At 39.3% G+C, this 26241-nt stretch carries 22 protein-coding genes and 1 CRISPR repeat array (1 of these 23 only partly in view); of the genes, 16 read left to right on the forward strand and 6 right to left on the reverse strand.

What is annotated here, in order from left to right; translation table 11 throughout:
• Window positions 1–3465: a CRISPR direct-repeat array (repeat unit 37 nt; unit sequence GTTGAAATTTCATTTACTCCCTATTAGGGATTGAAAG) (it extends 1195 nt beyond the left edge of the window).
• Between the two features lie 161 nt (window positions 3466–3626).
• Window positions 3627–4403, reverse strand: a complete 777-nt coding sequence (gene cobS / locus H6G59_RS00385; RefSeq protein ID WP_190711200.1) for an adenosylcobinamide-GDP ribazoletransferase — start codon at window positions 4401–4403, stop codon at window positions 3627–3629.
• 265 nt (window positions 4404–4668) lie between these two features.
• Here cobS and H6G59_RS00390 point away from each other — a divergent pair, with 265 nt between their 5' ends.
• The 5 genes from H6G59_RS00390 (at window position 4669) to psbM (ending at window position 7658) form a co-directional block, all read left to right on the forward strand.
• A complete protein-coding gene (locus H6G59_RS00390; RefSeq protein WP_190711201.1) occupies window positions 4669–5121 on the forward strand; it encodes a hypothetical protein in 453 nt (150 codons plus the stop codon).
• A 148-nt stretch (window positions 5122–5269) separates the two neighbouring features.
• Window positions 5270–6397 carry a tRNA guanosine(34) transglycosylase Tgt gene (gene tgt, locus H6G59_RS00395; RefSeq protein ID WP_190711202.1) on the forward strand — a complete coding sequence of 376 codons (1128 nt, stop codon included), beginning with the start codon at window positions 5270–5272 and terminating at the stop codon, window positions 6395–6397.
• 297 nt (window positions 6398–6694) lie between these two features.
• Window positions 6695–6832: a photosystem II reaction center protein K gene (locus tag H6G59_RS00400; RefSeq protein ID WP_006195022.1), complete on the forward strand. Its 138-nt coding sequence runs from the start codon at window positions 6695–6697 to the stop codon at window positions 6830–6832.
• Between the two features lie 269 nt (window positions 6833–7101).
• Entirely contained in the window at window positions 7102–7398 is a 297-nt protein-coding gene (locus tag H6G59_RS00405; RefSeq protein WP_190711203.1) for a 2Fe-2S iron-sulfur cluster-binding protein, read from the forward strand.
• A 143-nt stretch (window positions 7399–7541) separates the two neighbouring features.
• Entirely contained in the window at window positions 7542–7658 is a 117-nt protein-coding gene (gene psbM, locus H6G59_RS00410; RefSeq protein WP_083389570.1) for a photosystem II reaction center protein PsbM, read from the forward strand.
• 251 nt (window positions 7659–7909) lie between these two features.
• Here the strand turns inward: psbM and H6G59_RS00415 are convergent, their stop codons facing one another.
• Entirely contained in the window at window positions 7910–8761 is an 852-nt protein-coding gene (locus H6G59_RS00415) for a universal stress protein (protein WP_190711204.1), read from the reverse strand.
• A gap of 798 nt (window positions 8762–9559) precedes the next feature.
• Here H6G59_RS00415 and H6G59_RS00420 point away from each other — a divergent pair.
• On the forward strand, window positions 9560–10129 hold the full coding sequence (locus tag H6G59_RS00420; protein WP_190711205.1) for a carbonic anhydrase: 570 nt from the start codon (window positions 9560–9562) through the stop codon (window positions 10127–10129).
• A gap of 173 nt (window positions 10130–10302) precedes the next feature.
• Here H6G59_RS00420 and H6G59_RS00425 read toward each other — a convergent pair whose 3' ends face one another.
• On the reverse strand, window positions 10303–12408 hold the full coding sequence (locus tag H6G59_RS00425; RefSeq protein ID WP_190711206.1) for a M3 family metallopeptidase: 2106 nt from the start codon (window positions 12406–12408) through the stop codon (window positions 10303–10305).
• A gap of 233 nt (window positions 12409–12641) precedes the next feature.
• On the opposite strand from H6G59_RS00425, the gene H6G59_RS00430 reads away from it, so the two are divergent.
• The 5 genes from H6G59_RS00430 to H6G59_RS00450 all read left to right on the forward strand — a co-directional run bounded on the left by H6G59_RS00430 (window position 12642) and on the right by H6G59_RS00450 (window position 18362).
• Entirely contained in the window at window positions 12642–13427 is a 786-nt protein-coding gene (locus H6G59_RS00430; RefSeq protein WP_190711207.1) for a dienelactone hydrolase family protein, read from the forward strand.
• 448 nt (window positions 13428–13875) lie between these two features.
• The gene (locus tag H6G59_RS00435) at window positions 13876–14319 is read left to right on the forward strand and encodes a hypothetical protein (RefSeq protein WP_190711208.1); all 444 of its coding nucleotides are present in this window, start codon (window positions 13876–13878) and stop codon (window positions 14317–14319) included.
• 412 nt (window positions 14320–14731) lie between these two features.
• Complete coding sequence (locus H6G59_RS00440; protein ID WP_190711209.1) at window positions 14732–15109, forward strand: DUF1823 family protein; 378 nt, start codon at window positions 14732–14734, stop codon at window positions 15107–15109.
• Between the two features lie 296 nt (window positions 15110–15405).
• The gene (locus tag H6G59_RS00445) at window positions 15406–17067 is read left to right on the forward strand and encodes an alpha-amylase family glycosyl hydrolase (protein WP_190711210.1); all 1662 of its coding nucleotides are present in this window, start codon (window positions 15406–15408) and stop codon (window positions 17065–17067) included.
• A gap of 254 nt (window positions 17068–17321) precedes the next feature.
• Window positions 17322–18362 carry a 3-deoxy-7-phosphoheptulonate synthase gene (locus H6G59_RS00450; protein ID WP_190711211.1) on the forward strand — a complete coding sequence of 347 codons (1041 nt, stop codon included), beginning with the start codon at window positions 17322–17324 and terminating at the stop codon, window positions 18360–18362.
• A gap of 80 nt (window positions 18363–18442) precedes the next feature.
• Here the strand turns inward: H6G59_RS00450 and H6G59_RS00455 are convergent, their stop codons facing one another.
• Window positions 18443–20374 (reverse strand): ATP-binding protein, encoded by a 1932-nt coding sequence (locus tag H6G59_RS00455; RefSeq protein WP_190711212.1) that lies wholly within the window; start codon window positions 20372–20374, stop codon window positions 18443–18445.
• 381 nt (window positions 20375–20755) lie between these two features.
• Here H6G59_RS00455 and H6G59_RS00460 point away from each other — a divergent pair, with 381 nt between their 5' ends.
• From H6G59_RS00460 to aroF, 5 genes are all read left to right on the forward strand, one after another.
• Window positions 20756–20959: a hypothetical protein gene (locus H6G59_RS00460; protein ID WP_190711213.1), complete on the forward strand. Its 204-nt coding sequence runs from the start codon at window positions 20756–20758 to the stop codon at window positions 20957–20959.
• Between the two features lie 296 nt (window positions 20960–21255).
• Window positions 21256–22110 (forward strand): cyanophycinase, encoded by an 855-nt coding sequence (locus H6G59_RS00465; RefSeq protein ID WP_190711214.1) that lies wholly within the window; start codon window positions 21256–21258, stop codon window positions 22108–22110.
• 123 nt (window positions 22111–22233) lie between these two features.
• Window positions 22234–22503, forward strand: a complete 270-nt coding sequence (rpsO, locus tag H6G59_RS00470; RefSeq protein ID WP_190711215.1) for a 30S ribosomal protein S15 — start codon at window positions 22234–22236, stop codon at window positions 22501–22503.
• 12 nt (window positions 22504–22515) lie between these two features.
• Entirely contained in the window at window positions 22516–23010 is a 495-nt protein-coding gene (locus tag H6G59_RS00475) for a PAM68 family protein (RefSeq protein WP_190711216.1), read from the forward strand.
• Between the two features lie 389 nt (window positions 23011–23399).
• Window positions 23400–24458, forward strand: a complete 1059-nt coding sequence (gene aroF, locus H6G59_RS00480) for a 3-deoxy-7-phosphoheptulonate synthase (protein ID WP_190711217.1) — start codon at window positions 23400–23402, stop codon at window positions 24456–24458.
• A 74-nt stretch (window positions 24459–24532) separates the two neighbouring features.
• Here aroF and H6G59_RS00485 read toward each other — a convergent pair whose 3' ends face one another.
• Window positions 24533–25405 carry a hypothetical protein gene (locus H6G59_RS00485; protein ID WP_190711218.1) on the reverse strand — a complete coding sequence of 291 codons (873 nt, stop codon included), beginning with the start codon at window positions 25403–25405 and terminating at the stop codon, window positions 24533–24535.
• 56 nt (window positions 25406–25461) lie between these two features.
• Window positions 25462–26055 carry a DUF1517 domain-containing protein gene (locus H6G59_RS00490; RefSeq protein ID WP_190711219.1) on the reverse strand — a complete coding sequence of 198 codons (594 nt, stop codon included), beginning with the start codon at window positions 26053–26055 and terminating at the stop codon, window positions 25462–25464.
• Between the last annotated feature and the right edge of the window lie 186 nt (window positions 26056–26241).

Genomic DNA, 26241 nt, shown 5'->3' on the forward strand with positions numbered 1-26241 from the left:
TTCATTTACTCCCTATTAGGGATTGAAAGCGCTAAGAAATTTGATTTCAGAAGTGAGAGATTTACGTTGAAATTTCATTTACTCCCTATTAGGGATTGAAAGTCGCTATCAAAACCAGATGTATTCTGAATATTTACCGCAAGTTGAAATTTCATTTACTCCCTATTAGGGATTGAAAGCCCGAAAACTTATGAGTACTCAATAAGCGATCGCCTGTTGAAATTTCATTTACTCCCTATTAGGGATTGAAAGTTTTCACCTTTAAAATATGAAATTCTACCAGATTCGGCATAAGTTGAAATTTCATTTACTCCCTATTAGGGATTGAAAGTTAATGCCTTATTTTCTAACTAACTGTCTGTTAACGGTTGAAATTTCATTTACTCCCTATTAGGGATTGAAAGCTGGTAGAAAGCCGGGGTTTGGTAGGTATGGTAATGTTGAAATTTCATTTACTCCCTATTAGGGATTGAAAGACTTGGAAAAAGGGACTTTAGCTATTTGGCTCGCGTTGAAATTTCATTTACTCCCTATTAGGGATTGAAAGAGTACCTGCTAACGGCTACAAGTCAGCAAAAGGAGTTGAAATTTCATTTACTCCCTATTAGGGATTGAAAGGAAAAAAGAGAGATGGATAGTAAAAATAACGTTAAGTTGAAATTTCATTTACTCCCTATTAGGGATTGAAAGGCTTTGGCTTCTTCGGTTGCAGACTTGTAATCCGCAGTTGAAATTTCATTTACTCCCTATTAGGGATTGAAAGTGCTGATGAAATAGAGCAAGGTTTGGATTACTTTGTAGTTGAAATTTCATTTACTCCCTATTAGGGATTGAAAGATAAGATTTCTTGGTTAATTCGCCAAACCTTTTAGTTGAAATTTCATTTACTCCCTATTAGGGATTGAAAGTAATTCGTTAAGACTTGCTTTATCAGTTGAATACTGTTGAAATTTCATTTACTCCCTATTAGGGATTGAAAGGGAAAGCGATAGCAAGATGACTAAATCAGAGGCTGTAGGTTGAAATTTCATTTACTCCCTATTAGGGATTGAAAGTTGCATTTCTATTTTTTCCTCTTTCGAGTAATGGTTGAAATTTCATTTACTCCCTATTAGGGATTGAAAGTCTCTAGTATTTGTAATTCAGTATCTCCACCAAATCCTGGTTGAAATTTCATTTACTCCCTATTAGGGATTGAAAGGTTTATTCTTTCATCAGGCGTTCCAGCGTCTAAAGTTGAAATTTCATTTACTCCCTATTAGGGATTGAAAGGTCAGGCACGGATGCTGGTAAAGAGCCGACTCTTTTTAAGTTGAAATTTCATTTACTCCCTATTAGGGATTGAAAGAAATAATCGGCGTTTCAGTTAAGCACAGTGAAAGTTGAAATTTCATTTACTCCCTATTAGGGATTGAAAGCTTCCGAATCTAAATTTTTTGAGTATAGGGCAGAGTTGAAATTTCATTTACTCCCTATTAGGGATTGAAACCAGCAAGGCATTAATAGACGCGTTGAACAAAAAGTTGAAATTTCATTTACTCCCTATTAGGGATTGAAACCTAAAAGGCTTAGTTGCTTCTACTAATGGATGAGAAGTTGAAATTTCATTTACCCCCTATTAGGGATTGAAACGCAGTATCTTTCTCTTGCCCAATTAAAAACCAAGTTGAAATTTCATTTACTCCCTATTAGGGATTGAAACTAATTCCTGATCTGAGCGATCGCCCACCCATCCCGTTGAAATTTCATTTACTCCCTATTAGGGATTGAAACGGACTGACCTTCTTTGATGCCATCCTTAACAGCTTGTTGAAATTTCATTTACTCCCTATTAGGGATTGAAACTGACGTTCGGCACGACAAAGTATTGAGCGCAGGTTGAAATTTCATTTACTCCCTATTAGGGATTGAAACGCACGCTAACACTACAAGAATGGTAACTAAAGCATTAGAAGTTGAAATTTCATTTACTCCCTATTAGGGATTGAAACGTTTACCAAAACTTCAATAAATGAAAATTGTCCCGAATTGGTTGAAATTTCATTTACTCCCTATTAGGGATTGAAACATGACACATAACAACACTGCTATTGGAACTATTCGTTGAAATTTCATTTACTCCCTATTAGGGATTGAAACTAATTAATACAATTCTTAATCCTAAAGTTAGACCTAGTTGAAATTTCATTTACTCCCTATTAGGGATTGAAACAGCTTCTTTTCTTGCTTGCTTAATACGATTAGCAAGTTGAAATTTCATTTACTCCCTATTAGGGATTGAAACCCCGAAAACTTATGAGTACTCAATAAGCGATCGCCTGTTGAAATTTCATTTACTCCCTATTAGGGATTGAAACGGAATTTAAAAACGACCGCATTAATAGCGATCGCTTGTTGAAATTTCATTTACTCCCTATTAGGGATTGAAACTATGTAGGTGATGATTGTTGCATTAGATGTACTATGTTGAAATTTCATTTACTCCCTATTAGGGATTGAAACGCTTATTTTCAGGAAGACGTGATAGCCACGGCATGTTGAAATTTCATTTACTCCCTATTAGGGATTGAAACTATCTCTAAACGTATAACGATTTTGTATTACGTTTTGTTGAAATTTCATTTACTCCCTATTAGGGATTGAAACTTTTTGGATATTGATATCCACTATTTCATCAAGAGGAAAGTTGAAATTTCATTTACTCCCTATTAGGGATTGAAACAGTAATCGATGATTTATCTCGTTGGCTATTCATCTGTGAAGTTGAAATTTCATTTACTCCCTATTAGGGATTGAAACCAGCCATGTCAGTACTTAATAGTTAGATTATCTAATTAGTTGAAATTTCATTTACTCCCTATTAGGGATTGAAACGGGAATAAATAAATTATTCCAGAAATAAATTAAAGTTGAAATTTCATTTACTCCCTATTAGGGATTGAAACTGCTGAAGTTAGATTTTGACTAAATCGCTAAACCCTAGTTGAAATTTCATTTACTCCCTATTAGGGATTGAAACCAAGAATCTGGAAACGATTCCGAAATCTCGGAAAATGAGGTTGAAATTTCATTTACTCCCTATTAGGGATTGAAACGACGATATCATCGATGAAGCTTGGGATGACTTCTACTCCTGTTGAAATTTCATTTACTCCCTATTAGGGATTGAAACAGTGATTCTCTCGCGGCATAAGAATCCTGAATGGTTGAAATTTCATTTACTCCCTATTAGGGATTGAAACGTAAGTCCTTGGTCGTATGTGAATACAGCCAAGTGTTGAAATTTCATTTACTCCCTATTAGGGATTGAAACTATGCATCCGCTCTAGCTCTAATTTTCGACCTTCTTGTTGAAATTTCATTTACTCCCTATTAGGGATTGAAACCTTTTCTGTAAAATTACTGGAAAGGGAGATGTGGCATCTTCAGTTGAAATTTCATTTACTCCCTATTAGGGATTGAAACCTCACCTTCCCTATCTTCAGAATTTTCATACCAAGCAATGTTGAAATTTTATTCTGAGATGAGCGGACGAACCACCGAGGGAATTAGTAGTAACTGAAAAGCTAACAATTACTACCAATTACTCACTTATACAATATGACTATATGACTATTTTGGAAATATCAATAAAAACTAGTAAGTACGCACAAAAATAAAGCTTCAGTCCACTCAACAACTGCACCATAAGTATCTCCTGTATGTCCACCTAACTTATGATTAAACCAAGCTGCTGTTGAACTAGAAATCACAGTTCCAATCATCATCATCCCCATAGCCAAAGCTAAATTCTGGGGATTAATTAACCAAACCAAACCACTCAAACCCAGCAGCAAAAAAAAGCTTGGTAACACATCCTGATAAGAACGAATCGCTTGTTTATGAAATGCACCCTTACCTGTAGGTTTTAAATAAGGATAAAAAGCGATCGCAACTTGTTGTCCCCAACGTCCCCACCCACAAGCCGCAATCAACGCTAAATAGCGGTTTTCTGACAAATCACTCAACGCAGCCGTTTTCAATAGTAAGATAGCGATCGCAGCCATCGCCCCAAACGCACCTGTAGCACTATCTACCATCACCTGCAATCTTTTTTCTGGATCTGTCACCGCTAATCCATCCGCTGTATCCATTGCTCCATCTAAATGTAGCCCCCCCGTAATTGCAATCCAAACACAGACTACTAAGGCACTACGAGTTAATACTGAAATATTTAGATAACTAATTGCTGTATCCAATAAACCTAAAATTCCGCCAATCATCAACCCCACAACAGGAGCAAAACAGGCTACCTGCTTGAATTCTAGGTCTTTGATATAGGGCAAAGGAATAGCACTATAAAATATTATACTTGCAACCAACTGTAACAGTTGCTGTTTGCACCACTGCAACATTCTCATCATAATTAATCAAAGGTTAATTAACGGACTCATGAAAAAAAGTCTGTTATGCTGATTTAATCATTATTCAACCCAAAAAGTACCAATTAATACAAACATCTCGGCGGTAGCAAAAGCCACAAATTGCTCAGGGATGGTTTGCTTTTCGATTCTTTAATGGACGATCGCCCTACAAACTTGATATTTTGGAAATGTAGGGAGTCAAAAAGCTACGCGATTGACTTTTTAGCTGTGTTGTCACTCACCATCCCGAAATAGCTATTTCTCTATGAGTCATCATCTACCCGACACCAGGATACCAGCCCCATGCATTGTCAATACTGGCATTATTGTCAATAAGCTCGATATCCGACGATTACTGACTGATTTAGGTCGAGTCCGCTACATTTACACCCAAGACAACAAGCTACTCAGCGAGGGTGAAGGGGATGTGATGGAAGTATTCACCAGTCAGCAAAGGTCTACTTTGGTTGCTAACAAAGCGCTGTATCTGAATATTTATAGTTTTGACTATCTAGAACTCAAACAATCGCCGCAACAAGAAACCTGCTTTGATTTAATCCAAGAGAATATCTGCTTGCGTTTGATTCCCCTATCCATACCCTTGCAAGAACGATGCGATCGCCACTTTAACGTCGTTGCCCTAGAAGCCATGATGGAGCAGGTACTATCAGCCAGATGGGATGCAGAACTTGATGATGACTGTTCCGATTGCTTCTAACTTAGAAATCATATACCCAATAAGGCAGTAGTATAATGCAGGGTTTAACCCTTAATTACCGAGTACTGAGTATCGAGTACCGAGTACCTAGTGTGGATAAAAACCAATGACCAATAACCAATAACCAATGACCAATGACCAATAACCAATGACCAATTTTTCCTTTGAATCTCTAGCTACCTGTAGCCATACCAAAGCCAGAGCCGGAGTATTTTACACTCCTCATGGGGAAGTCGAAACTCCCCGATTTATGCCTGTAGGAACACTGGCAAATGTCAAAACCATCACCCCGGCTCAACTCAAAGATACAGGGGCGCAAATGGTTTTATCTAATACCTATCATTTGCACCTCCAACCAGGGGAAGCTATTGTTGCAGGAGGCGGTGGACTACATAAGTTCATGGGCTGGCATGGCCCCATGCTCACAGATTCTGGCGGTTTCCAGGTCTTCAGTTTGAGTGAAATGCGAAAAATTACAGAAGAAGGTGTAACTTTTCGCTCACCTCATGATGGGCAGATGATTAAATTAACCCCAGAACGCTCTATTGAAATACAGAATATTTTAGGGGCGGATGTGATCATGGCTTTTGATGAATGTCCTCCCTATCCCGCAACTCGTCAAGAAGTAGAAGCCGCCACAGACCGTACTTATCGCTGGCTAGAACGCTGTATAGTCGCCCACAAACGCAGTGATCAAGCATTGTTTCCCATTGTCCAGGGGGGAGTGTATTTGGATTTGCGCGTCCAGGCTGCGGAAGCTTTAGCAAAACTAGATATGCCAGGATATGCCATTGGTGGGGTAAGTGTGGGTGAACCAACGGAATTGATGGCGCAAATTGTCCAAACTACAGCGCCGTTGTTACCAATTGATAAGCCGCGTTATTTGATGGGTGTGGGTACTTATCGAGAAATGGCCATTGCGATCGCTAGTGGTGTCGATTTATTCGACTGTGTGATTCCCACCAGATGGGCGCGACATGGAACAGCTATAGTATCCGGTGAACGTTGGAATCTAAAAAATGCCAAGTTTCGTGAAGATTTTACGCCCTTAGATGAAACCTGCCCTTGTTATGCTTGTGAAAATTTTAGTCGTGCATACATATCACATTTAGTGCGATCGCAAGAAATATTAGCCTATACCTTGTTGAGTATTCACAACATCACCGAACTGATTCGCTTTACCCAAAAGATTCGGGAATCAATTTTAAGCGATCGCTTCCTGGAGGACTTTGGTCACTGGCTTAAAACTCCAGAAGTAGGGGAGACAGAAGCTTAGAGGATGTCTGAGAAGTATCAGAATTGATCAAGATCCCCCCTCACCCCCCTTTCCAAGGGGGGATAAATTACTCAAAGTCCTCCTTTTTAAGGAGGATTTAGGAGGATCTACAAGTGTTAGATACCACACGAAAAAGTTTTCAGATATCCTCTTAAGGAAGATGGGAAGATAGGAAGTTAGGAAATTGGAAAGAATAATTAATTAGCAATCACCAATTCCCAATTGCCAATCACCAAACCATGTTAAGATACATCTCAAATATGAAAGCTGTATTGGATTAGGTGGATTTAAACAAACATGGAAGCAGCACTTTTATTAGCAAAACTGCCTGAAGCTTACCAAATCTTCGACCCCTTGGTGGATGTTCTCCCAGTAATTCCTGTATTCTTCTTGTTGCTCGCTTTTGTTTGGCAAGCAGCCGTAGGTTTCAGGTAGACCAATGTATTCTTAATTTTCTGGACAGGAAACATACACCTGTCCTATTTTTTTGCCCCATTATCTTAGCGAAAATTGATATTTATTAATATTTTGCAATAAATCACTATAATTAACTAGTACAACACGGCGTAAGTTAAGCAACCATTAAAAATACTGAAAAAGCCTGTTTAATCTACTTTTTTAATTTTTAATTGTTAATTTTTAATTCCGCCCTCTTGATCAACACAAAGCCACAAGCCACACTTACACTCAGCGAGGAATCAGCTATGGGAAACATCAAATTTGTCAAAGAAAATAAAGAAATAGTGGCAGCCGATGGTGCTAATCTCCGGATCAAAGCCATGGAAAATGGCATTGATATCTATAAATTCTTTGCTAAGGTGACGAATTGTAACGGTAATGGACAGTGTGCTACTTGCGTAGTTGAGGTAGTCGAAGGACTGGAGAACCTCTCACCGCGCACCGATGTAGAAAACCGCAAATTCAAGAAAAAGCCCGATAATTACCGTCTTGCTTGTCAAACCCTAGTTAACGGGCCTGTCAGTGTTGTTACCAAGCCTTAAGTAAGCAGTTGATCGGTTCAGAATTCTAGCCAATGACTAATAACCAATAACTACTGACCAAAACAGAAAATTTGAGCAAACCCTGTCATCGATGATGCTATTCTAAAATTGTTGACTGGAAATCAAAGAGAGGCTATCTTGCCATGCAAGTTAATGAGTTGGGGTTCGTAGCGAGCATTTTGTTCGTTCTAGTTCCTGCCGTGTTTTTAATAATTCTTTACATCCAAACTGCCAGCCGTGAAGGTGGAAAAGATAGTTAATACTTGAGTAATAAAAGAAAAAACCCTGACACTTTTAGTGCTGGGGTTTTTATTTATCAACCACCGATATGAATTTCGGATTGTGGATTGGTAATGGGAGCAAGTATTACCAATTACCTTTTTCCCCATTACCAATCAGAACTTAAGATGAATGGTTAAGACTCTCCTCAGGGATACAGGATCAATCTTCATCATTCTCAAATCTATCCTGTTCATCCTTTGATCTGAAAATCTTGCCCCCAATTACCTATTTATGCCACCGTCCGCGCTAACAATACAGGACAAGTCGCATTAACTCGAACAAAGTCAGACAAAGAAGCACCAATAAGTCTGTCTAGATCCACAAAACTCTTAGCAATAGATGGACGACGATCTGGAGAACCCAGCAATAATAAATCTACATTCAGTTCTTCAGCTAAACGGCAAATTTCTTCCCCAGGTTTGCCACTACTGCTTACACAACGAACTGCAACATTTTGTTTTTCAGCTTCTGCAACTGCAAGTCCCAAAACTGAATTTTTTTCTGGCTTGATATCAGTAATTCCTGACAATTTGCCACCTAAATCTGTATTGACATTAGCCAAAACTAACTGACCACCTGTAACACCACGCAACAAAAACAGAGCTAACTTCAAGCAGTTGGTAGCTGCTTCAGAATTATCTATAGCCACCATAACGCGCTTAATTCTCTTGACATAAATGTCATCCTTAACCAGCAACATGGGACGAGAAGACAATTGAAAAACATACTGACTGACTGAGTTCGATAAAATCGATTGTAGTCGCTTGAGTCCTCGTGAACCCATGATAATCAAGTCAGCATCCATTTCTTCAGCTACTTGACAAACTACATCTTTGGGATCACCTTGTCGCAAAATCGAAGAAACCTGACTAGGATCTAAGTTCAAAGACTGAATCGCATTAGCGAGAATCTTGCCACCTTCTTCCCATTTATCCGTCATTGCCGACGCAGTACTTTGTGGGGGTACAACGTGCAGAACGGTAACTTTTGCAGATTGGATCGAAGGCATTTCTTTCAATGTCTTGAGCATTTCTTCTGCGTGTCCCAGTCCAGAGACAGCCAGCAAAATTTTTTCTATCATCTTCCGTAATTGTTCTTAAGGTTTCTTGGGGTTTCGCTGCTAGTACTGAGCATCAGAACGGATGTTCTCAACTTTGCTCTACAACCTAGTCAGTAAATAGGCACAAATTAACTTTCGCTATGAGTCATTAGTTATGAGTCCTTAGTTAGTACTACTAAAACTAACCAATGAGCCAAAAACTAATGAATCTTTAAGTTTATTTGCACTTAGTTACTTAAAATTGCAACTAGGCTTTTGTTAGATTAAGCATACTCTCAATCTAGCCTAATAAACTTTACGAAATATGATGTTAGTCATTATTTTTAATTTATGTTCATCTTTTTTAATTAGAACTTCGTTAAGTAATGCTAAGAAAAATTAAGGATAGATCATATCAGTTATCCAATCCAATACAAGATTTTTAATGGAATGTCTACAATCACCAATGAACTTAGTTTGAGGTTAACTCAGAAATTTCATTAACTAATGGTACAATTGATACAGATTTAAAACCGAGATATCACCCACTAAATTGAAACCGTGCTAAAGTATCTGCAAGACTTTGAAGATAAAGAAATACTAAGATATCCGGTGAGCCTAGTTACTTTAAATATTGTTTATAATCACTTTTTTAGAGGTTTAGCATTGCACTTTACCCCTACTCCTAAATCACATTTATCTCGTTCCCAGTCTCCAGACTGGGAATGCTATCACAGAGGCTCTGACTCTACTGTTAGGAGGAACTTTGTTTGTGTAGCTGCGACTTCCCGTCGCCAAGGCTTAATTTCACTTATTCCTAAATAACATTATTAATAGAACATGAACAAAACAGCAAATCAATGTCTTTGTTGCCATCCCTTGGCTAATCGTCGCCATTTTCTCAAATCTCTCCTTCCCGGAGCAGTAGCATTTAGTATCTTACAATCAGCAGCACCTGTTAGAGCCGCAACTCGTCAAACAAAAGCTTTAGTTCTTAGTTGTATTGACTTTCGGTTTATGACAGCAGAACGCTATTTTTTAAGCAAGAAAAATTTATGGGGTGAGTATGATTGGACAGCTTTAGCAGGTGCTTCCTTAGCCATAACAGGTTTTCCCCACCCATCTGATGCTGAAGCATTTTGGGATCAGCTAGATATATCCTATCGACTACATCATATTCAGAAAGTGATTGTAATTGATCATCAAGATTGCGGAGCTTATGCAATGATGATTGACTCTAATTTAAGCAAAGATCCAGAGCGAGAGTTACAAGTACATACAGATTATTTAAATCGAGCTTATTGGTTAATTCGCAATCGCTATCCTGATATTGATGTTGAACTTTATTTAGCGACTCTCAATAAAGCTGAATTCCAACCTATTTTACCAACAGTTGAAAATCAGATATAGGAATAATATTTGATTTTTGAAATACACGTAGTGCTTACGCCAACGCGCAGAGTACCGGAGGCATTATTACGAATTACGAATTACGAATTACGAATTACGAATTACGAATTACGAATTACGAATTGTGTAACCCAACAAAAACTTCGTCAATGTTGGGTTTCCTTAGGTCAACTTTAAACCACAGCCAATAAACCATTATGCTTTAGCAGCGCAGTGGTACTAGGTTCCCGACCCCGGAAGGATTGAAAAACTTCCATTGGATGCTTACTACCGCCCAGTGCTAACACTGTATCCCGGTAGCGTCTACCAGTAATGTGTATTGCTTCTTCGTCTTCCAGTCCAGCTTCTTCAAAAGCAGCAAAAGCATCAGCGCTGAGAACTTCTGCCCACTTATAGCTGTAGTAACCGGCTGCATAACCACCTTCAAAAATGTGACCAAATGCACATAAAAAGGCATCTTCAGGTAATGGTTGTAAAATGGTAGTCGTTTTAGCAATGCGTTGACGTACATCTACCGGAGTTTCTTTACTACCAGGACGATAGCGGTAGTGTAGCTCTAAATCAACGCTACTGAGGTGAATTTGTCGCAACATTGCCGAACCACTCATGTAATTACGGGCTGCTAACAGCTTTTGGTAATAATGCTCTGGTAGTGGTTCACCTGTTTCGTAGTGTTTAGCCATACCAAACAAGGTGGGGCGGTCATAACACCAGTTTTCCATAAACTGACTAGGTAACTCCACGGCATCCCACTCCACATTATTAATGCCTGCGGCTCCCGTATAATCAACCTTGGTCAGCATATGATGTAAGCCATGTCCAAACTCGTGGAACAATGTTTCCACTTCATCAAAAGTCATTAAACTGGGCTTGTCATCGATTGGGGGAGTTTGGTTACAAATCAAATAAGCTACAGGTAAGCGGATGCTAGTTACACCATTTTCTTTGATTTTGCGGCGATGAATACAAGCATCCATCCAAGCACCACCTCGCTTTTCAGCGGGACGGCTATAGGGGTCTAGATAAAAGTAAGCAATGGGAGAGCCATTTTTATCAGCAATTTGGAAATAACGTACATCCTCATGCCAAACTGGAGCTTGACCATCAGCGGGAGTAACAGTCACACCAAACAACCGCTTCACTAGTCCAAATAACCCATCTAAAACTTGGGGAAGAGGGAAGTAAGGACGCAATTCTTCCTCAGTAAAAGCAAATTTTGCTTCTCTTTGACGTTCTGCCCAAAAGCTGATATCCCAATGTTGTAAATTCTCGGCTTCTGCTGCTCCTTTGGATTTGGCAAAGGCTTTGAGTTCTTCTAAGTCTTTGACAGCCGCATGATAACTGGCTTGGCGTAGTTCTTCTAACAGCTTTTCTACTGCTGGGACATTCTTGGCCATCTTACTAGCTAAACTGAGTTCGGCAAAATTTTCAAAGCCTATTAACTCTGCCAGTTCTTGCCGCAACTCTAAAATACTTTCAATTAAAGGGTTGTTATTCAACTCCCCAAAAGAAGCACGAGTAATATAAGCTTTATAAACCTTTTCACGCAAATCTCGACGCGTGCTGTGTTGCATGAAGGGGAAATAGCTAGGAAAATCCAAACTAATGTGCCAGGGTCCATTTTCTGGAGTAGCGTTTTCTTCTCCTGCCGCACGAGCAGCTTGGGCAGCCAGACTAAGTAAGCTACTAGGTAAACCCTCTATTTCGGCTTTGGTTGTGAGAATTAAGCTAAAAGCTGTAGTAGCATCCAGAAGATGATTAGAAAACTTTGTAGACAAATCTGCTAACTGCATCTGAATAGCATTGAAACGTTCTCGTGCTGCTCCTTCTAAGCCCACACCAGACAATTTTGCATCCCGAATAGCTGCTTCAACAATCCGCTGCTGGGCTGATTCTAAGGTTTCCCAGGTATCACTAGCGCGTAGGGCTTTAAAAGCCTTGTAAATAGGTTTGCTTTGACCAAGGGTGTTAATAAACTGCACTACTTGCGGCTGAACCTTTTCATAGGCTATACGTAGTTCTGGGCTATTTTTAACACCCATCAAATGGTTCAGTATCCCCCAACTCCAGTGCAGCCTTTCTGTCAACTTTTCTAGAGGTTCTACTAAACCGCTCCAGGTAGGTTTGACATTAGCTTCTAAGATAGCTAATTGCTGCTCCAGGTCTGCTAACAGATGCCTGAAGGCTGGTTCTACTTGCTCCGGTGTAATCTCTGCAAACAGAGGTAAACCACAGCCTTGAATTAGGGAACTTTGAGAAATAGTAGCAGTTGCACTCATGGTTTTGTGTTAGTAGCCGATAAATAGACGGAACAATGATTTTTATTTATATAACTAATAATGTACCGTCACTACACAATTTGGCCTTGCTGGAATGGCAGTCTTATGAATTCATGAAAATCTACCAGCAAGCTGAAGCATAATTTTTGCATTAAGAGTGAGACATTGTTGCTGTTTTTGTCAGTTTTGTAGGGATAATCAACCATGATGAGTATTTTAGTATTTACAGGGTCATGAAAATTTTGCTTTCTGTTTTTTTTACACCTGTGGTTATGTTGTTGACTGCTGGTGATGTACTGGCAGTAATTATAACTAAGAATATCCAATATAAACAAGGTAATACCATTTTAGAAGGTTATTTAGCTTATGATGACGCTATCAAGGTTAAGCGTCCTGGGGTTTTAGTAGTTCATGATTGGACTGGCTTACAGTCTTTTACCAAAAAACGGACTGAGCAATTAGCCAAGCTGGGATATGTTGCTTTTGCAGCTGATATCTATGGCAAGGGTGTAAGACCAAAAAATCAACAGGAGTCGGGAACCCAAGCGACAATTTATCGCCAGGATAGAAAATTATTGCGTCAAAGAGCAACAGCAGGGTTACAAGTTTTACAAAACTATCCGTTAACTGACCCTAAACGCATCGCTGCTATTGGATACTGCTTCGGTGGTGGTACAGTATTAGAATTAGCCCGCAGTGGTGCAAATATTCAGGGTGTAGTCAGTTTTCATGGCAACCTGGATACCCCTAACCCCAGTGATGCCAAAAATATTAAATCTAAGGTATTAGTTTTACATGGTGCTGATGATCCCTTTGTGCCTGAAGAGCAACTCAAAGGCTTTGAAAACGAAATGCGTCAGGCAAATGTGGACTGGCAATTAATCTCTTACGGTGGTGCAGTTCATTCTTTCACCAACCCAGAAGCCAAAAATGATCCCAAAGGCGCACTTTATAATCCAATTGCAGAACAACGTTCTTGGCAGGCTATGCGGCAGTTTTTTGCGGAAATCTTTCGCTAAAAATCTTTAAAACCCCAAATATCGACGTTGCTGAATTGAGGTATGAATTCGGTTGTAGAGACGTTTCCTGAAAAGTCTCTACAAGGATTTTGGTATGAGATAAAATCATATTCATACATGGAATCAGCAACGCCAAAATATCTAAATATCCCATAAACCCGGTTTCCACAAGCGGCCTGGTTCGTTCCGTTATTGCAACTGGTAATCAGTAATATCAATTCACGTAGATTAAAACTACTGAATAATCTCCGCGTCACCACGTCTGTGTGTCTGTGCTTCTTGGTAGTGGTAGGAAATTTTGGATAAACCGGTCTAGTATTCAAGATTTGCAGTTTACCTATATAATAATTCTTGTGGAAGTATAAAAACCACAATATTTTAATCAATCTTACAAACTAAACATAACAGAAAAAAAGCTTAGTAAAAACTCATACAAGGATAAAAAATAATGCAGAAAAATTTATCAGATTGTGAAAAAGTATTACTTAAAAACTTTGAAGTTCGTCAGTATCTGGTAAAAATGTCGGAAATTGTCAAAAAATACTTCCCAGACAATAATACCGAGGCGGAAATATGGTGTAGTAAAATGTTTGAAGGTTTTAAAATTGTAATCCCTCAAGCGGATGGATTGATTGACGCAGTGCTGAATGTATGCTTTTGGCAACAATCCTCGGAAGATGGTAGTTTTAGCTTTACTGCCCCTTACAAGTTGGATCATATAGAGTTTCATTCCATATGGGACAAAGTATCTCAAGTAGATGCCTATTACAACTATTGTGGGAATTGGGTTTATAGCGGATGGGTTACAGAGGATAAAATAGCTCCTGATCAAGTAACTTCTCTTTGCGTAGAACTTTTTACTTTATTCAAAGACTTAACAATTACTTTATAGCGTTTCCTCATAGAGTAAAGTAAAAATTAATCTGCGTACTCGTCAAGAAGCCACCCTACAGGTGTCTATATCTGCGGTAAAATCTTTCTGGCTGTGCTTCACGAATGTGGGAACGGCTATATAGGTGAGAAAATTGAAAGTGAGAACATCGGAAAGTTGTAGCAGATAAATCTTTCAGCCGATTGACAACAAGATAAAATCATTCCTGTGTTGAAGAATATATCCAGGTAGTGAAAAATAATTTTTTACTACAATTCATTAGTACAGATGGGAGTAAGTCAACCAACCATTAAAAATTATGGAAAGCTTGTTTAATCTGCTTTTTGGAATTTTCAATTTTCAATTTTTAATTCCCAGAAAGCGGTACTAGTAGTTATTTTACAGACGACAACTGAGAAATTGTAATTGGCTTATGTCTAACCTACCAGAACTTAACAAAGAAACAATTTGGGCAATCATCAACGATACAATTGATGATGCTATCGTCAACCAATTAGTATGGTATCACTTAGGTTATCGCTACGACGTTGCAACTGAAAAATGGAACACCAGTCAAGTAGCACCAGCATGGCGAGATGAGTATTCAGAACCAATAGATTTTCTGGAGTCTCGCCCCGCAACCATGAAATTGACTCGTTCCATTCCCCAAGAAAACAAACAACTACTCAAAGAAAAACTAGGTTTCAAAGGTTACAAAATTGGTGAATTTGGACCACGACAAACTCGTAGGGCGACAGCAGCAAATTGGTTATTAAGTTATATGCTCATCACTACTGGAAAAATCGAGTAAGTTTTCAGGGTAGATATTTAGTCAAAAAATAAATACTTTTCACTAAATATCTGCTACTTCAGGAGTTACACTAATTCATCTATTTTCACTATAGAAAGCTCTATTTACATTAAATATTTTAATACCAAATTAATTTGTTTTTGTTCTTTTTTCTATTTCTAGAATAACAAAAAAAATAAGTTTATAATATATCTCAAAAGTTAGATTAAATAGATATTCCTTAAGGCTGATTGTATTATTTAATTTAATCCGCAATGATGTGTCAGCCTCATATAATTATCAACAACTTGATGACAATGACAAAGCTAATTGAATTTAAATTATTTGCTCCTTATAACAAAGGAGTAACCTTAGTTGGGTCTTTTTCCAATTGGCAAGAAATACCAATGGATAAATGCGAAGATGGATATTTTCGGACAAGTGTAGAATTAGCAGACGGAAGTTATCAATATAAATTTCGAGTTCAATCAAATTCCTGGTTTTTTGAACCAGAACAGTGGGTTGATATCACAGATCCCTACGCTACAGATATTGATGAAATGGGTGGGAAAGATAATGGCATTATCAGAGTAAAAGATGGGGATATTATTACTGATACCTATGTTTGGAGACATGATGATAAAGACCTATCACCAGATCATCAATTGGTAATTTATGAAATGCACGTTGGGGATTTTTCTGGTGGAGAAGATGATCCCTATGCAAGAGGCAAATATAAACACGTAATCGAAAAACTAGATTACCTATGTGAATTAGGAATTAATGCTATTGAGTTGATGCCTATCAAAGAATATCCTGGTAGTTATAGTTGGGGTTACAATCCCCGTTACTTCTTTGCCACAGAATCTAGTTATGGTTCTACAGCAGACTTAAAAAATATGATTGACGAGTGTCATGCTAGAGGCATTCGTGTGATTATGGACGGAATTTTCAACCACTCAGAAGCTTCCAGTCCTCTAACTCAAATCGACCATGACTATTGGTATCATCATTCTCCCCGTGATCCAGAAAATAATTGGGGGCCAGAATTTAATTATGAACATTATGACGAAAATTTAGATACTTATCCGGCTAGGAAATTTATTGGCGATACAATTAGATTTTGGATTGAAGAATATCATATAGATGGTATTCGCTATGATGCCGCAAGACAAATTGCCAACTACGATTTCATGAGTTGGATTGTCCAAGAAACTCAAAGAACTGCTGGTATTAAGCCTTTTTATAATATTGCTGAACATATTCCAGAAACCCCCAGCATCACTAATCAAGATGGACCAATGGATGGTTGCTGGCATGATAGTTTCCGTCATACCATTACAGTACATATTTGCGGTGATGTCTTTGATTTAGAAAATCTCAAAGATGTCATTGACTGTAAACGTCAAGGCTTTATGGGTGCAACCAATGTTGTTAATTACTTAACTAATCATGACCATGACCATCTCATGGTTGAGTTGGCTAATCGTAATATTTTTGACGAGGAAGCTATGAAGCGGGCTAAGTTGGGGGCAGCTATTCTCATGACAGCCATTGGTGTGCCTCTGATTTGGATGGGGGAAGAATTTGGTGAATATAAACCCAAACAACCTTCTTCAGCAAAAATTGATTGGAATTTGTTAGGTAATGACCTAAATCGCGGCTTGTTTGATTACTACAAAGGTTTGATTAATCTGCGTAAAACTAATCATGCACTCTACACAGAAAATATTGATTTTATCCACGAAAATACAGAAGCAAAAGTTCTGGCTTATAGTCGATGGAACGATGAAGGTTCTCGTGTAGTAGTCGTGGCAAATTTTTCTGATAACTTCCTAGCTGGCTACGAAATTACTAATTTTCCCTCTGGTGGTACATGGCATGAATGGACAGGTAATTATGATATAGAGGCAAGTGAAAATAGTATCATGACTGATTTAGGCTCTTATGAAGCCAAAGTATTTGTCTGGCAGAAGTGAAATCTACTTCACCTAAACCAGCATTCTAGTCATGTATAAGAGGGGGTAAATAACCCCCTTCATGAAGATGAAAGCTATAAGATTTATGATCAGCAAGTATTTTGGACATCAAACTTCATCTGATAATTCTATAAATTAAATCAATTAGTAATATTATTTAACTTCTATGAAAGAATCTTGTTTTTTTTCTTGAAAATGTGTATAGTAATCGTTTACACATTAATAGCATTTAGACAAATCAAGAGATTTGAGTCATGATCAACAAATTAATTAACACTAACATTAAAAGTTCTCACGTCTTATTAACTCCGAATGAAGTTAAGGCAAAATCACCTTTAACTAAGTCTGCGGAACAGACTATTTTGAAGTTTCGACAGGAAATAGAAAATATTCTAGATTTCCAAGATAGCCGGAAATTTATCGTAGTTGGGCCTTGTTCAATTCATGATCCAAAAGCGGCTATTGAATATGCTGAAAGGTTGAAAATTTTAGCAGAAAAGGTTCAAGATAAACTGCTATTAATCATGCGTGTTTATTTTGAAAAACCCCGAACTACTGTGGGCTGGAAAGGATTAATTAATGACCCGGATATGGATGATTCTTTTCATGTTGAAGATGGTATATTAATTGCCCGTAACTTGTTATTGAAACTTGCCGAATTAGGATTACCAACTGCCACAGAAGCCCTTGATCCTATTATACCTCAATATATTAGTGAACTGGTTGCTTGGTCAGCAATTGGCGCACGCACAACTGAATCACAAACCCACAGAGAAATGGCTAGTGGTTTGTCTATGCCTGTAGGCTTTAAAAATGGTACTGATGGTAATATTCACGTAGCTTTAAATGCCTTGAAATCAGCTAAAGAACCACATAACTTCTTAGGAATTAATCAAAAAGGACAAGTAAGCGTATTTCAAACTAGAGGGAATGCTCATGGCCATGTAATTTTGCGTGGTGGAAGTCAGCCTAACTTTGATGTAGAAAATATCAAACTGGTGGAAGAAGAATTAAAAGCGGCAAATTTACCACCCAGAATCGTGATTGATTGTAGTCATGGCAACACAAACAAAGATTACAGATTACAACCTGTAGTCTTAGAAAATGTGATTCAGCAAATAGTGGATGGTAATACCTCCATAGTCGGGATGATGCTAGAGTCCAATTTATATGAAGGTAATCAACCGATTACTGGCAAACGCGAAGAATTACAATATGGAGTTTCAGTAACTGATAAATGTATTAATTGGGAAGAAACAGAAAAAATTATTTTGGCTGCTCACGCCAAACTTTAGCAAAATAAATATAGCAGAGACGCAGGTTAATTTCTCTGCGTACCTCTGCGATTTACTCAGCGTACTTCTGCGTTTAAAAATTACAAAATCGACCTAATTTCCTTCAAATAAACTCTGCTAAAAGCTTCCTCAACGCCCAAGGTGTAATCCTCAATTAATCCCTGTCGCTGAATAGAAACCTCCTTGTCTTTCTTAATCACGACAATAGAACCATCTAAGACATCTCTTACCAACATCATTTCAGTTTCACTGGGATTATCTAAAACGACAATATTACTTCCTTGGTAAAACATTCCTTCTGGTTCCAGAATTTCTTCTGGGTATTCAGCAATGAGTAAGTCAAGTTTGGGATGACGCAACAAAATTTGCACATTCTGGTTGTAATCTTGACTCAATACTTTTTCTGAGCGATTGACTAAAACACCTTGACGACAAACAGCACCAATTGTCCATTCGGGATGCTGCAAAAGAATATGATCAATTGTTGCTTGCAGTTCAGTAAGGTCGATTTGATTAAAAGTAATAATTGGAATTCTGGCATCAATGCTAGAGTGAAAAAAGGTTGCCAAAATATGAGCAGGGACATCAACACTATTACCCACTGCTGGGTTAAGGTGCATCAAAATTCCTGGTGCAGAATTAATTTCTAGAATAGCAAAGTTGCCGGATTTCCAAGATTCAGAAAGATTTTTAGCAATGATATCAATACCCAGACAAGTGAGCCGAAAATGTTGGGCGATATCTTGCGCCAAAATAATATTGTCATGGTGAATTGGGTTTGTAGCATTAATGCTCATTCCCCCAGCAGAGAGATTCGCCACTTTACGCAGATAAACAGTGCGATCGCTCTTAACAATACTATCCAATTCTAAACCCTGCTCCTCTAAAGACAATTCCATTGCTTCATCAATCTGAATCTTACTCATGGGAGAAGTTGGTGTATCCCTCCTTTCCGGTTTCCCATTTTCCCGCCTAATTAATTCTTTAATGGTTGAGTGTCCATCACCCACAACCGATGCTGGGCGGCGTTCTGTAGCGGCGACAAATTTACCATCAACGCACAGTAACCGAAAATCCGTTCCTGATATGCTTTTCTCAACAATAATCCTGGTTGGCTGTTCATCTGGAATCGCTAACAACGCCCTATTATAAGCAGATTCCAACTCTCTAACATTTTGCACCTCAGCAGTAACACCAATTCCTTTGTGACCTACCACAGGCTTAACTGCAACTGGATAGCCAATCACTTTCGCTACCGCCACAGCTTCCTTTTCGGAGTTGACTATATCACCTTTGGGAACAGGGAAACCCAAGTTTTGTAAAAAGTCTTTACAGTCATCTTTGCGGGTACTGAATTCTGAATCAAGATGGCTATCACAATCAAAAGTCGTTGCGACTCCTCGCACCTGTTTTTTACCATAGCCATATTGCATTAGTCCTTCTTCCCACAAGTAGAAAGCAGGAATACCCTGTTGGTATGCAGTTCGCAATAAAGCGTAAACAGTAGGACCCCCATACACAGAGGCACGAAATGTATTTTGCAAGCTTACTAATCTTTCCTCAATTGAGAATTCCTCACCTTGAGTAATAGTTTCCAACCAATCCCAAACTAAATAAACTACTGATCTAGTTGTCCGTTCATGAAGTGATTGAATGCTAATTCTGAAAAAATTGGGATATTGCTTGATGCTCCAAAGATGGAAGTGCAAACCCATGTCTAATTTACCCACTTCCGAAACGACATGAGCAAATAAATCAGCGTAGGAATTATAGGTTTGCTCTGCTAAGTGGGGATAGCGTGGGCGAAGACCACTGGAGGTATCGCTAATAATTGAAACATACTCCTCAATTTTTAGGGGCTGTCGATATTCAGTCAAAGAAAAATCAAAAACTAGCGCCCCTGTATCTAAATAGGGATTAGGTCCAATATAATACCTTAAATTGAAAATATCGAAAACATCAGTTCTTCTAGCATTGATGCGAATGACATCGGTGCTTTGCTCTTGAACCATTGATTATTAACCTTTAGCTAAATACTCTGGAATCTGGTGGTTTCTGATATCAATTCACTTAATTAAAGCTACAAATGAATCTCCGCGTCAGAGCGTCTGTCTATTTGTACCTCACTCAACCGATAACCGCTATATCCAAATTGATTAAGTATTAAATCTGAATTGCAACAACTCAGCATATCCCAATGATCTAAAAGTTGCTCCTATCTCAGGACATAACTTCGACTAAATTACTGATTTCCTCAGAGACAGATGGAGCTTGAGTATGATCGCCTTCAACGTCTTTTCGATCAAAAAATCAAAAAAATATAACCTAAGAAAGGTGCAATAGGTTCGCCAAATGTATATAACTCAAAAAGGGCGTTCAGGGTACAGTCAAGCATGAATAACACACAAGCTAGTCTGAGAGATGAAGTTCGGCAACTTGCGGAGGAAGCATTTCACAACAAGTTGATTTCAGGATATGGAGATGGACCAGATATCAATGAGTACCAAATTGTCTACCAAGGTAAACCCAGGCATATCTCACTTGCACAAGCACGTCTTTTCTTAATTGACTTACTCTATAGGAGTCGAGTTCAGTAGAGATTAAATATAGCGTTTCCCAGTCTAGTGAAGTACAAAATCATCTGCGTCTATCTGCGTTCATCTGCGTTTTATTATTACTGCGTGTACCTCATTTGAGTGGTAATTGCTATAAGCTGCGAGAAATAATAGCCTCCACCTACCATTTTGCAGAACGGAAAATTGCTATTGATTTATTAACGGTTCTGACTAACAACTAAATACATTTTCATGGCTCTGCAATCTATCAAATGGATGATTCCTTACTTGTAATGTCATGTTTTAGTGAAAATAAATAACCAAAACTAGGAAGCATCATGACTGACATTCATAGCAAAAGGCAGCTAGTAATTATTGGTGGAGCCGAAGAAAAAGATGGAGATACCCCAATCTTGCGCGAGTTTGTGCGCCGTTCTGGTGGGACAAAGGCACACATAGTAATTATGACGGCGGCTACAGAACTACCACGAGAAGTCGGAGAAAATTATATTAGAGTTTTTGAGCGTCTGGGAGCCGAACAGGTTCGCATTATTGATACAGAAACTCGTGAAGATGCATCCTCATCTACAGCATTGGAAGCGATTAGTAAAGCCACAGGTGTATTTTTTACTGGCGGAGATCAAGCTCGCATCACCAGTATTCTCAAAGACACAGAAATTGATGCAGCGATTCACAAACGTTACTCGGAAGGCATAGTCATCGGTGGAACCAGTGCAGGTGCTGCTGTCATGCCAGATCAAATGATAGTCGAAGGTGATTCCCAGACTAATGCCCGAATTGAAGTGGTGGAAATGGGGCCTGGTCTTGGTTTTTTACCTGGGGTAGTGATTGATCAGCATTTTTCTCAGCGCGGACGCTTAGGACGCTTAATTTCTGCTTTAGTGCAAGAGCCTGTGGCCTTGGGATTTGGCATTGACGAAAATACAGCTATGGTAGTAACTGATAACCAGATTGAAGTCATTGGCGAAGGTGCAGTCACGATTGTAGATGAATCAGAAGCTACCTATAATAATCTGGATCAAATTTTGAAGGATGAGCCTTTGGCAATTGTCGGCGCGAAGCTACATATTTTGCCACATGGATACAAATTTGATCTAAAAACACGCCAACCTATCCTAGAGCAGCAGCCAGCGGCAAATGTGCCTGTACCCGTGGCTACAACTGGAAGCTAACTTTCTGGGAAATTCTGCCTCTTCTTTGATAGGGCGGCAACCCTAATTCACCACACAGCTTAGAGGTTGTGATATTATGGGAGACTGCTGAAGACATTAAAAAAAATAGAAATTGAATTAATCATGGCTCTGACGCAACAGCGCAAACAAGAACTAATTTCTGGCTTCCAAGTTCACGAAACCGATACTGGTTCAGCCGATGTCCAAATCGCTATGTTAACTGACCGCATTAACCGCCTCAGTGAACACCTCCAAGCTAATAAAAAAGACCATTCTTCCCGCCGGGGTTTATTAAAGATGATTGGTCAACGTAAGCGCCTTCTATCCTATATCCAAAAGGATAGCCGGGAAAAGTATCAAGCATTGATTAGTCGCCTCGGTATTCGTGGTTAGGAACTACCGCTTATGCCTGGTGAAGAATCAGAACGCAGTCGTTTACCCTTTGAGCCAAACAAAAAGCGCCAAAAACCCGCTAAAACTACTCCAAAAACTGCCCCTAAAACTAACAGTCAACCCATAGTCAAGTCTCAGGAATCTAGTAAACAGCCGCAAAAGCCCCAAACCTTCACTAAAGAAGAAATGGCGATTCCTGAAGTCGTCAGCCAGCGGATGATTCGCCGAGTGGCTGCTTTCTGCGGTATACCCACAGCGTTAGGTATTATCGTTTTAGTTGCCAGCTATCTGCTGATCACGTTCGCTGATATCCAACTGCCTCCCATTGCTGTGTTATTGGTGAACATGGGATTATTTGGTTTAGGGGTGCTGGGAATAACCTATGGTGTTCTCTCAGCTTCTTGGGATGAAGAAAGACCTGGAACTTTACTAGGTTTGGGTGAGTTTGGCATTAATTGGGGACGGATGACCGAAGTTTGGCGCGAAACTCGAAACAAGAACGTCTGAATCATTAGCGCTCAGGTATTTAGATAACTGTAATATTGGGTAGGTTTTTAAGCTTGAATGTTGAAGTGGAAATTTTATCTCTTCAACATCAATTTCCAAAAAATTATAATTTCTTATTTATACCCAATATTCAGAAAAAGTACTGGGCGCTACATTTTTTTTGATATTTTATCTGTTAACTAATAAGTATTAAATCCTAGGTAAGGTGATAGCTTTTTTCACATGAAGCTGTATAGAATCAGATTTCCAGGATACTAACCGCATATGTAGACACCCGTAAGGTGGCTGATCGTTCACGTAGTGTCTCCGACAGGAGAAGAGTACGCAGATAAACGCAGAGAAATTCCATAAGAAAGTATAAAAGTTACTCAAATAACAGGAATTTTAACATGATTGTTGTGATGAAAGTGGGTTCCCCACAGGAAGAGATAGACCGCCTAAGCGAGGAACTAAGTAGCTGGGGATTAACACCAGAAAAAATCATTGGACAGCATAAAGTCGTAATTGGTCTAGTCGGTGAGACAGCTAGCTTAGACCCTTTACAAATTCAGGAAGCCAGTCCATGGATTGAGCAAGTGTTGCGGGTGGAAGTACCCTACAAACGAGTTAGCCGCCAATTCCGCCACGGTGAAGCTTCTGAGGTAGTTGTTAATACGCCTGATGGGGCTGTTGTGTTTAGCGAACATCATCCATTGGTAGTTGTCGCTGGGCCTTGTTCGGTGGAAAATGAGGAAATGATTGTCGAGACGGCGCGACGTGTAAAAGCTGCTGGGGCTAAGTTTTTACGTGGTGGTGCATACAAACCCCGGACTTCACCTTACGCTTTTCAAGGTCATGGCGAAAGTGCCTTGGAATTGTTGGCGAAAGCGCGGGAAGTGAGTGGACTCGGCATTATTACCGAAGTCATGGATACAGAAGATTTGGAGAAAATAGGGGAAGTTGCGGATGTGATTCAAGTCGGGGCGAGAAATATGCAAAATTTCTCCATGCTGAAAAAAGTTGGGGCGCAACCGAAACCAGTGCTTTTAAAACGAGGTATGGCGGCGACGATTGAAGATTGGCTAATGGCGGCTGAGTATATTTTGGCTGCGGGTAATCCTAATGTGATTTTGTGTGAGCGGGGAATTAGAACTTTTGATCGTCAGTATACGCGCAATACTTTGGATTTGTCGGTTGTGCCTGTGTTGCGAAAACTGACCCATTTACCGATGATGATTGACCCTAGTCATGGTGTCGGTTGGTCTGAGTTTGTACCTTCTATGGCAATGGCGGCGATCGCAGCTGGTACAGATTCCCTGATGATAGAAGTACATCCCAATCCTGCCAAAGCCTTATCTGATGGACCCCAATCTTTAACCCCAGACCGTTTTGATAAGTTGATGCCAGAATTAGCAGTTCTAGCTAAATTAATGGGGCGCTGGCAACAACCGACACCTGTAGCAGTATAAAACTAATTCGTAATTTGTAACCATCATCCGAATTACGAATTACGAATTACGAATTACGAATTACGAATTACGAATTACCTTCTTCTGCTACCAAAACCAGAAGAACGGCGACTTGACGAACGTCCACCACTACCAAAACTACTACCAGAATTGCGGCGGGTTGAGCTAGAGTTACCAGAAGGACGCAGGGTACTGCCACCAAAACCAGAACCTGTAGCTCTACTACCTGTATTTGTTCTTGGTGTCGTGCGAAGTGAGTTTCCAGATGACCTAATCGTTCCTGTGGTGCGGAAAGCGGTGCGATTTCTCACTGCTGCGGGTGGTTCATTGTAGCGAGTACGATAGCTAGAAACAGCTTGGTCATAGGTAGAACCATATCCACCATAGCCATTCATAATCCCACCTGACTGATAAACAGGGGGTACATAGTACTGAGGTCTAAATAATAGACTACCAATGGCTTGACCTGCCACGTTACCAGCCAAAGAAGCTGCAAAAGGTGTCCAGAAGTTAGATTCTTGACGAACAACAACTGTTTCTCTTTGTCCAGTTTGGGGATTAGTTTTGGTTTCAGTAACGTTATGAACGTACTCGATTTTAAAATCTTCTGTCAGGTATAGGGCTGGCTGTCCATTTTCTACCTTCAAGTAAGTTTTTTTACCCTCTTTGATTTCTTCATCTGTCAGCCGTGCCATTTGTAACTTTTCGGTGGCAAATGTTGGAGGCTGACTATTGAGTAAAAACAGCGTATACTCCCCATTACCATCGTTGTAGGTGGCTTGCTGTACTGGATACTGTCCATCACTTATTTTCGTGGGGGTAGCAGTTTGGCTCACATTGTTATTGGAAGATGTAGTTTCGTTTCCTCCCCCACAGGCGACAGTTGTCAAGCACAAACTCAAGGCTAGAAGAATGACTGTAAATTTACGTGCTATGGTCATGATCATTGTGTGATTTTCCTAAAGTGATCGATGCGGGTAGTAATTATAGACTAACTAACAAATTACAAAGGAATCAATTCCGGAAAATACTGCAACAACTGATCGTTAGTCAGTTCGTCACCTAACTGGGCTGGTGAAAAATGCACTTGGATGGCTCGGAGTTTATGTTTGTAGTGCAGATTGATTAAAGCTTTAAAGCCTTCCTTCAGCGCCTGGATATTAGAAAGATCTGCTTCTAATTCTGGTACTTCTCCTTCATAAGCCACTGTCAGCATGACTACTACGTTGCGGGTGACAGGGATAGATAAAGGTTCATCGAAACGGGAAACTGCACTAAAATCTGGTTCACTGAGATATCTTTGGGCGGAGTCGGTAAATAATTCATTGACATAATCTCCCGCTTCGCCTTCACTCCAAAATACATCGCCTTCATTAGCGGCTGAAGTCCAGTATTCATCATATTGAAGTAGGCTTTGGCAGATTGAGACTAATTCTTCTCCCAAAACTTCCAAATCGCCATCAGCATCAATTGCTTCCCGTGCGGCGCGGTTTAAGATTCCCAAAATTGGTGCTACTTCGCCCCCGTTTAAATGCAGGAATAGACGACAGACGACATAGCGAGTTTTACCCATCATCCGATTAAAGCCATCGCGCATTGTTTGACTCCCAAAATCTATTATTTATACTAATTTAGTCTGAGGATTATAAAATCCATGTAAGTATTCAGGATAGAGAATACAGAAGACGCTACGCAGACCTCGGTTCAGGAGAATAAAGGCTTTTTTAGTAAACTTTGATGATTTTGATAAAATCTCACCTCTCTCTATTCTTCATTTCATAAG

The organism is Anabaena lutea FACHB-196 (assembly GCF_014698305.1).
Classification (GTDB): domain Bacteria; phylum Cyanobacteriota; class Cyanobacteriia; order Cyanobacteriales; family Nostocaceae; genus Anabaena; species Anabaena lutea.

What these genes read in the sequence shown, in the direction of transcription:
- psbM (WP_083389570.1), top strand. Translation starts at nt 7,542, where the DNA reads ATGCAAGTTAATGAGTTGGGGTTCGTAGCGAGCATTTTGTTCGTTCTA.
- H6G59_RS00460 (WP_190711213.1), top strand. Translation starts at nt 20,756, where the DNA reads ATGAATAACACACAAGCTAGTCTGAGAGATGAAGTTCGGCAACTTGCG.
- H6G59_RS00465 (WP_190711214.1), top strand. Translation starts at nt 21,256, where the DNA reads ATGACTGACATTCATAGCAAAAGGCAGCTAGTAATTATTGGTGGAGCC.
- H6G59_RS00440 (WP_190711209.1), top strand. Translation starts at nt 14,732, where the DNA reads ATGTCTAACCTACCAGAACTTAACAAAGAAACAATTTGGGCAATCATC.
- H6G59_RS00420 (WP_190711205.1), top strand. Translation starts at nt 9,560, where the DNA reads ATGAACAAAACAGCAAATCAATGTCTTTGTTGCCATCCCTTGGCTAAT.
- H6G59_RS00400 (WP_006195022.1), top strand. Translation starts at nt 6,695, where the DNA reads ATGGAAGCAGCACTTTTATTAGCAAAACTGCCTGAAGCTTACCAAATC.
- H6G59_RS00485 (WP_190711218.1), bottom strand. Translation starts at nt 25,405, where the DNA reads ATGATCATGACCATAGCACGTAAATTTACAGTCATTCTTCTAGCCTTG.
- H6G59_RS00415 (WP_190711204.1), bottom strand. Translation starts at nt 8,761, where the DNA reads ATGATAGAAAAAATTTTGCTGGCTGTCTCTGGACTGGGACACGCAGAA.
- H6G59_RS00390 (WP_190711201.1), top strand. Translation starts at nt 4,669, where the DNA reads ATGAGTCATCATCTACCCGACACCAGGATACCAGCCCCATGCATTGTC.
- tgt (WP_190711202.1), top strand. Translation starts at nt 5,270, where the DNA reads ATGACCAATTTTTCCTTTGAATCTCTAGCTACCTGTAGCCATACCAAA.
- H6G59_RS00445 (WP_190711210.1), top strand. Translation starts at nt 15,406, where the DNA reads ATGACAAAGCTAATTGAATTTAAATTATTTGCTCCTTATAACAAAGGA.
- H6G59_RS00455 (WP_190711212.1), bottom strand. Translation starts at nt 20,374, where the DNA reads ATGGTTCAAGAGCAAAGCACCGATGTCATTCGCATCAATGCTAGAAGA.
- H6G59_RS00425 (WP_190711206.1), bottom strand. Translation starts at nt 12,408, where the DNA reads ATGAGTGCAACTGCTACTATTTCTCAAAGTTCCCTAATTCAAGGCTGT.
- H6G59_RS00405 (WP_190711203.1), top strand. Translation starts at nt 7,102, where the DNA reads ATGGGAAACATCAAATTTGTCAAAGAAAATAAAGAAATAGTGGCAGCC.
- H6G59_RS00475 (WP_190711216.1), top strand. Translation starts at nt 22,516, where the DNA reads ATGCCTGGTGAAGAATCAGAACGCAGTCGTTTACCCTTTGAGCCAAAC.
- H6G59_RS00490 (WP_190711219.1), bottom strand. Translation starts at nt 26,055, where the DNA reads ATGCGCGATGGCTTTAATCGGATGATGGGTAAAACTCGCTATGTCGTC.
- cobS (WP_190711200.1), bottom strand. Translation starts at nt 4,403, where the DNA reads ATGATGAGAATGTTGCAGTGGTGCAAACAGCAACTGTTACAGTTGGTT.
- H6G59_RS00430 (WP_190711207.1), top strand. Translation starts at nt 12,642, where the DNA reads ATGAAAATTTTGCTTTCTGTTTTTTTTACACCTGTGGTTATGTTGTTG.
- H6G59_RS00450 (WP_190711211.1), top strand. Translation starts at nt 17,322, where the DNA reads ATGATCAACAAATTAATTAACACTAACATTAAAAGTTCTCACGTCTTA.
- H6G59_RS00435 (WP_190711208.1), top strand. Translation starts at nt 13,876, where the DNA reads ATGCAGAAAAATTTATCAGATTGTGAAAAAGTATTACTTAAAAACTTT.
- aroF (WP_190711217.1), top strand. Translation starts at nt 23,400, where the DNA reads ATGATTGTTGTGATGAAAGTGGGTTCCCCACAGGAAGAGATAGACCGC.
- rpsO (WP_190711215.1), top strand. Translation starts at nt 22,234, where the DNA reads ATGGCTCTGACGCAACAGCGCAAACAAGAACTAATTTCTGGCTTCCAA.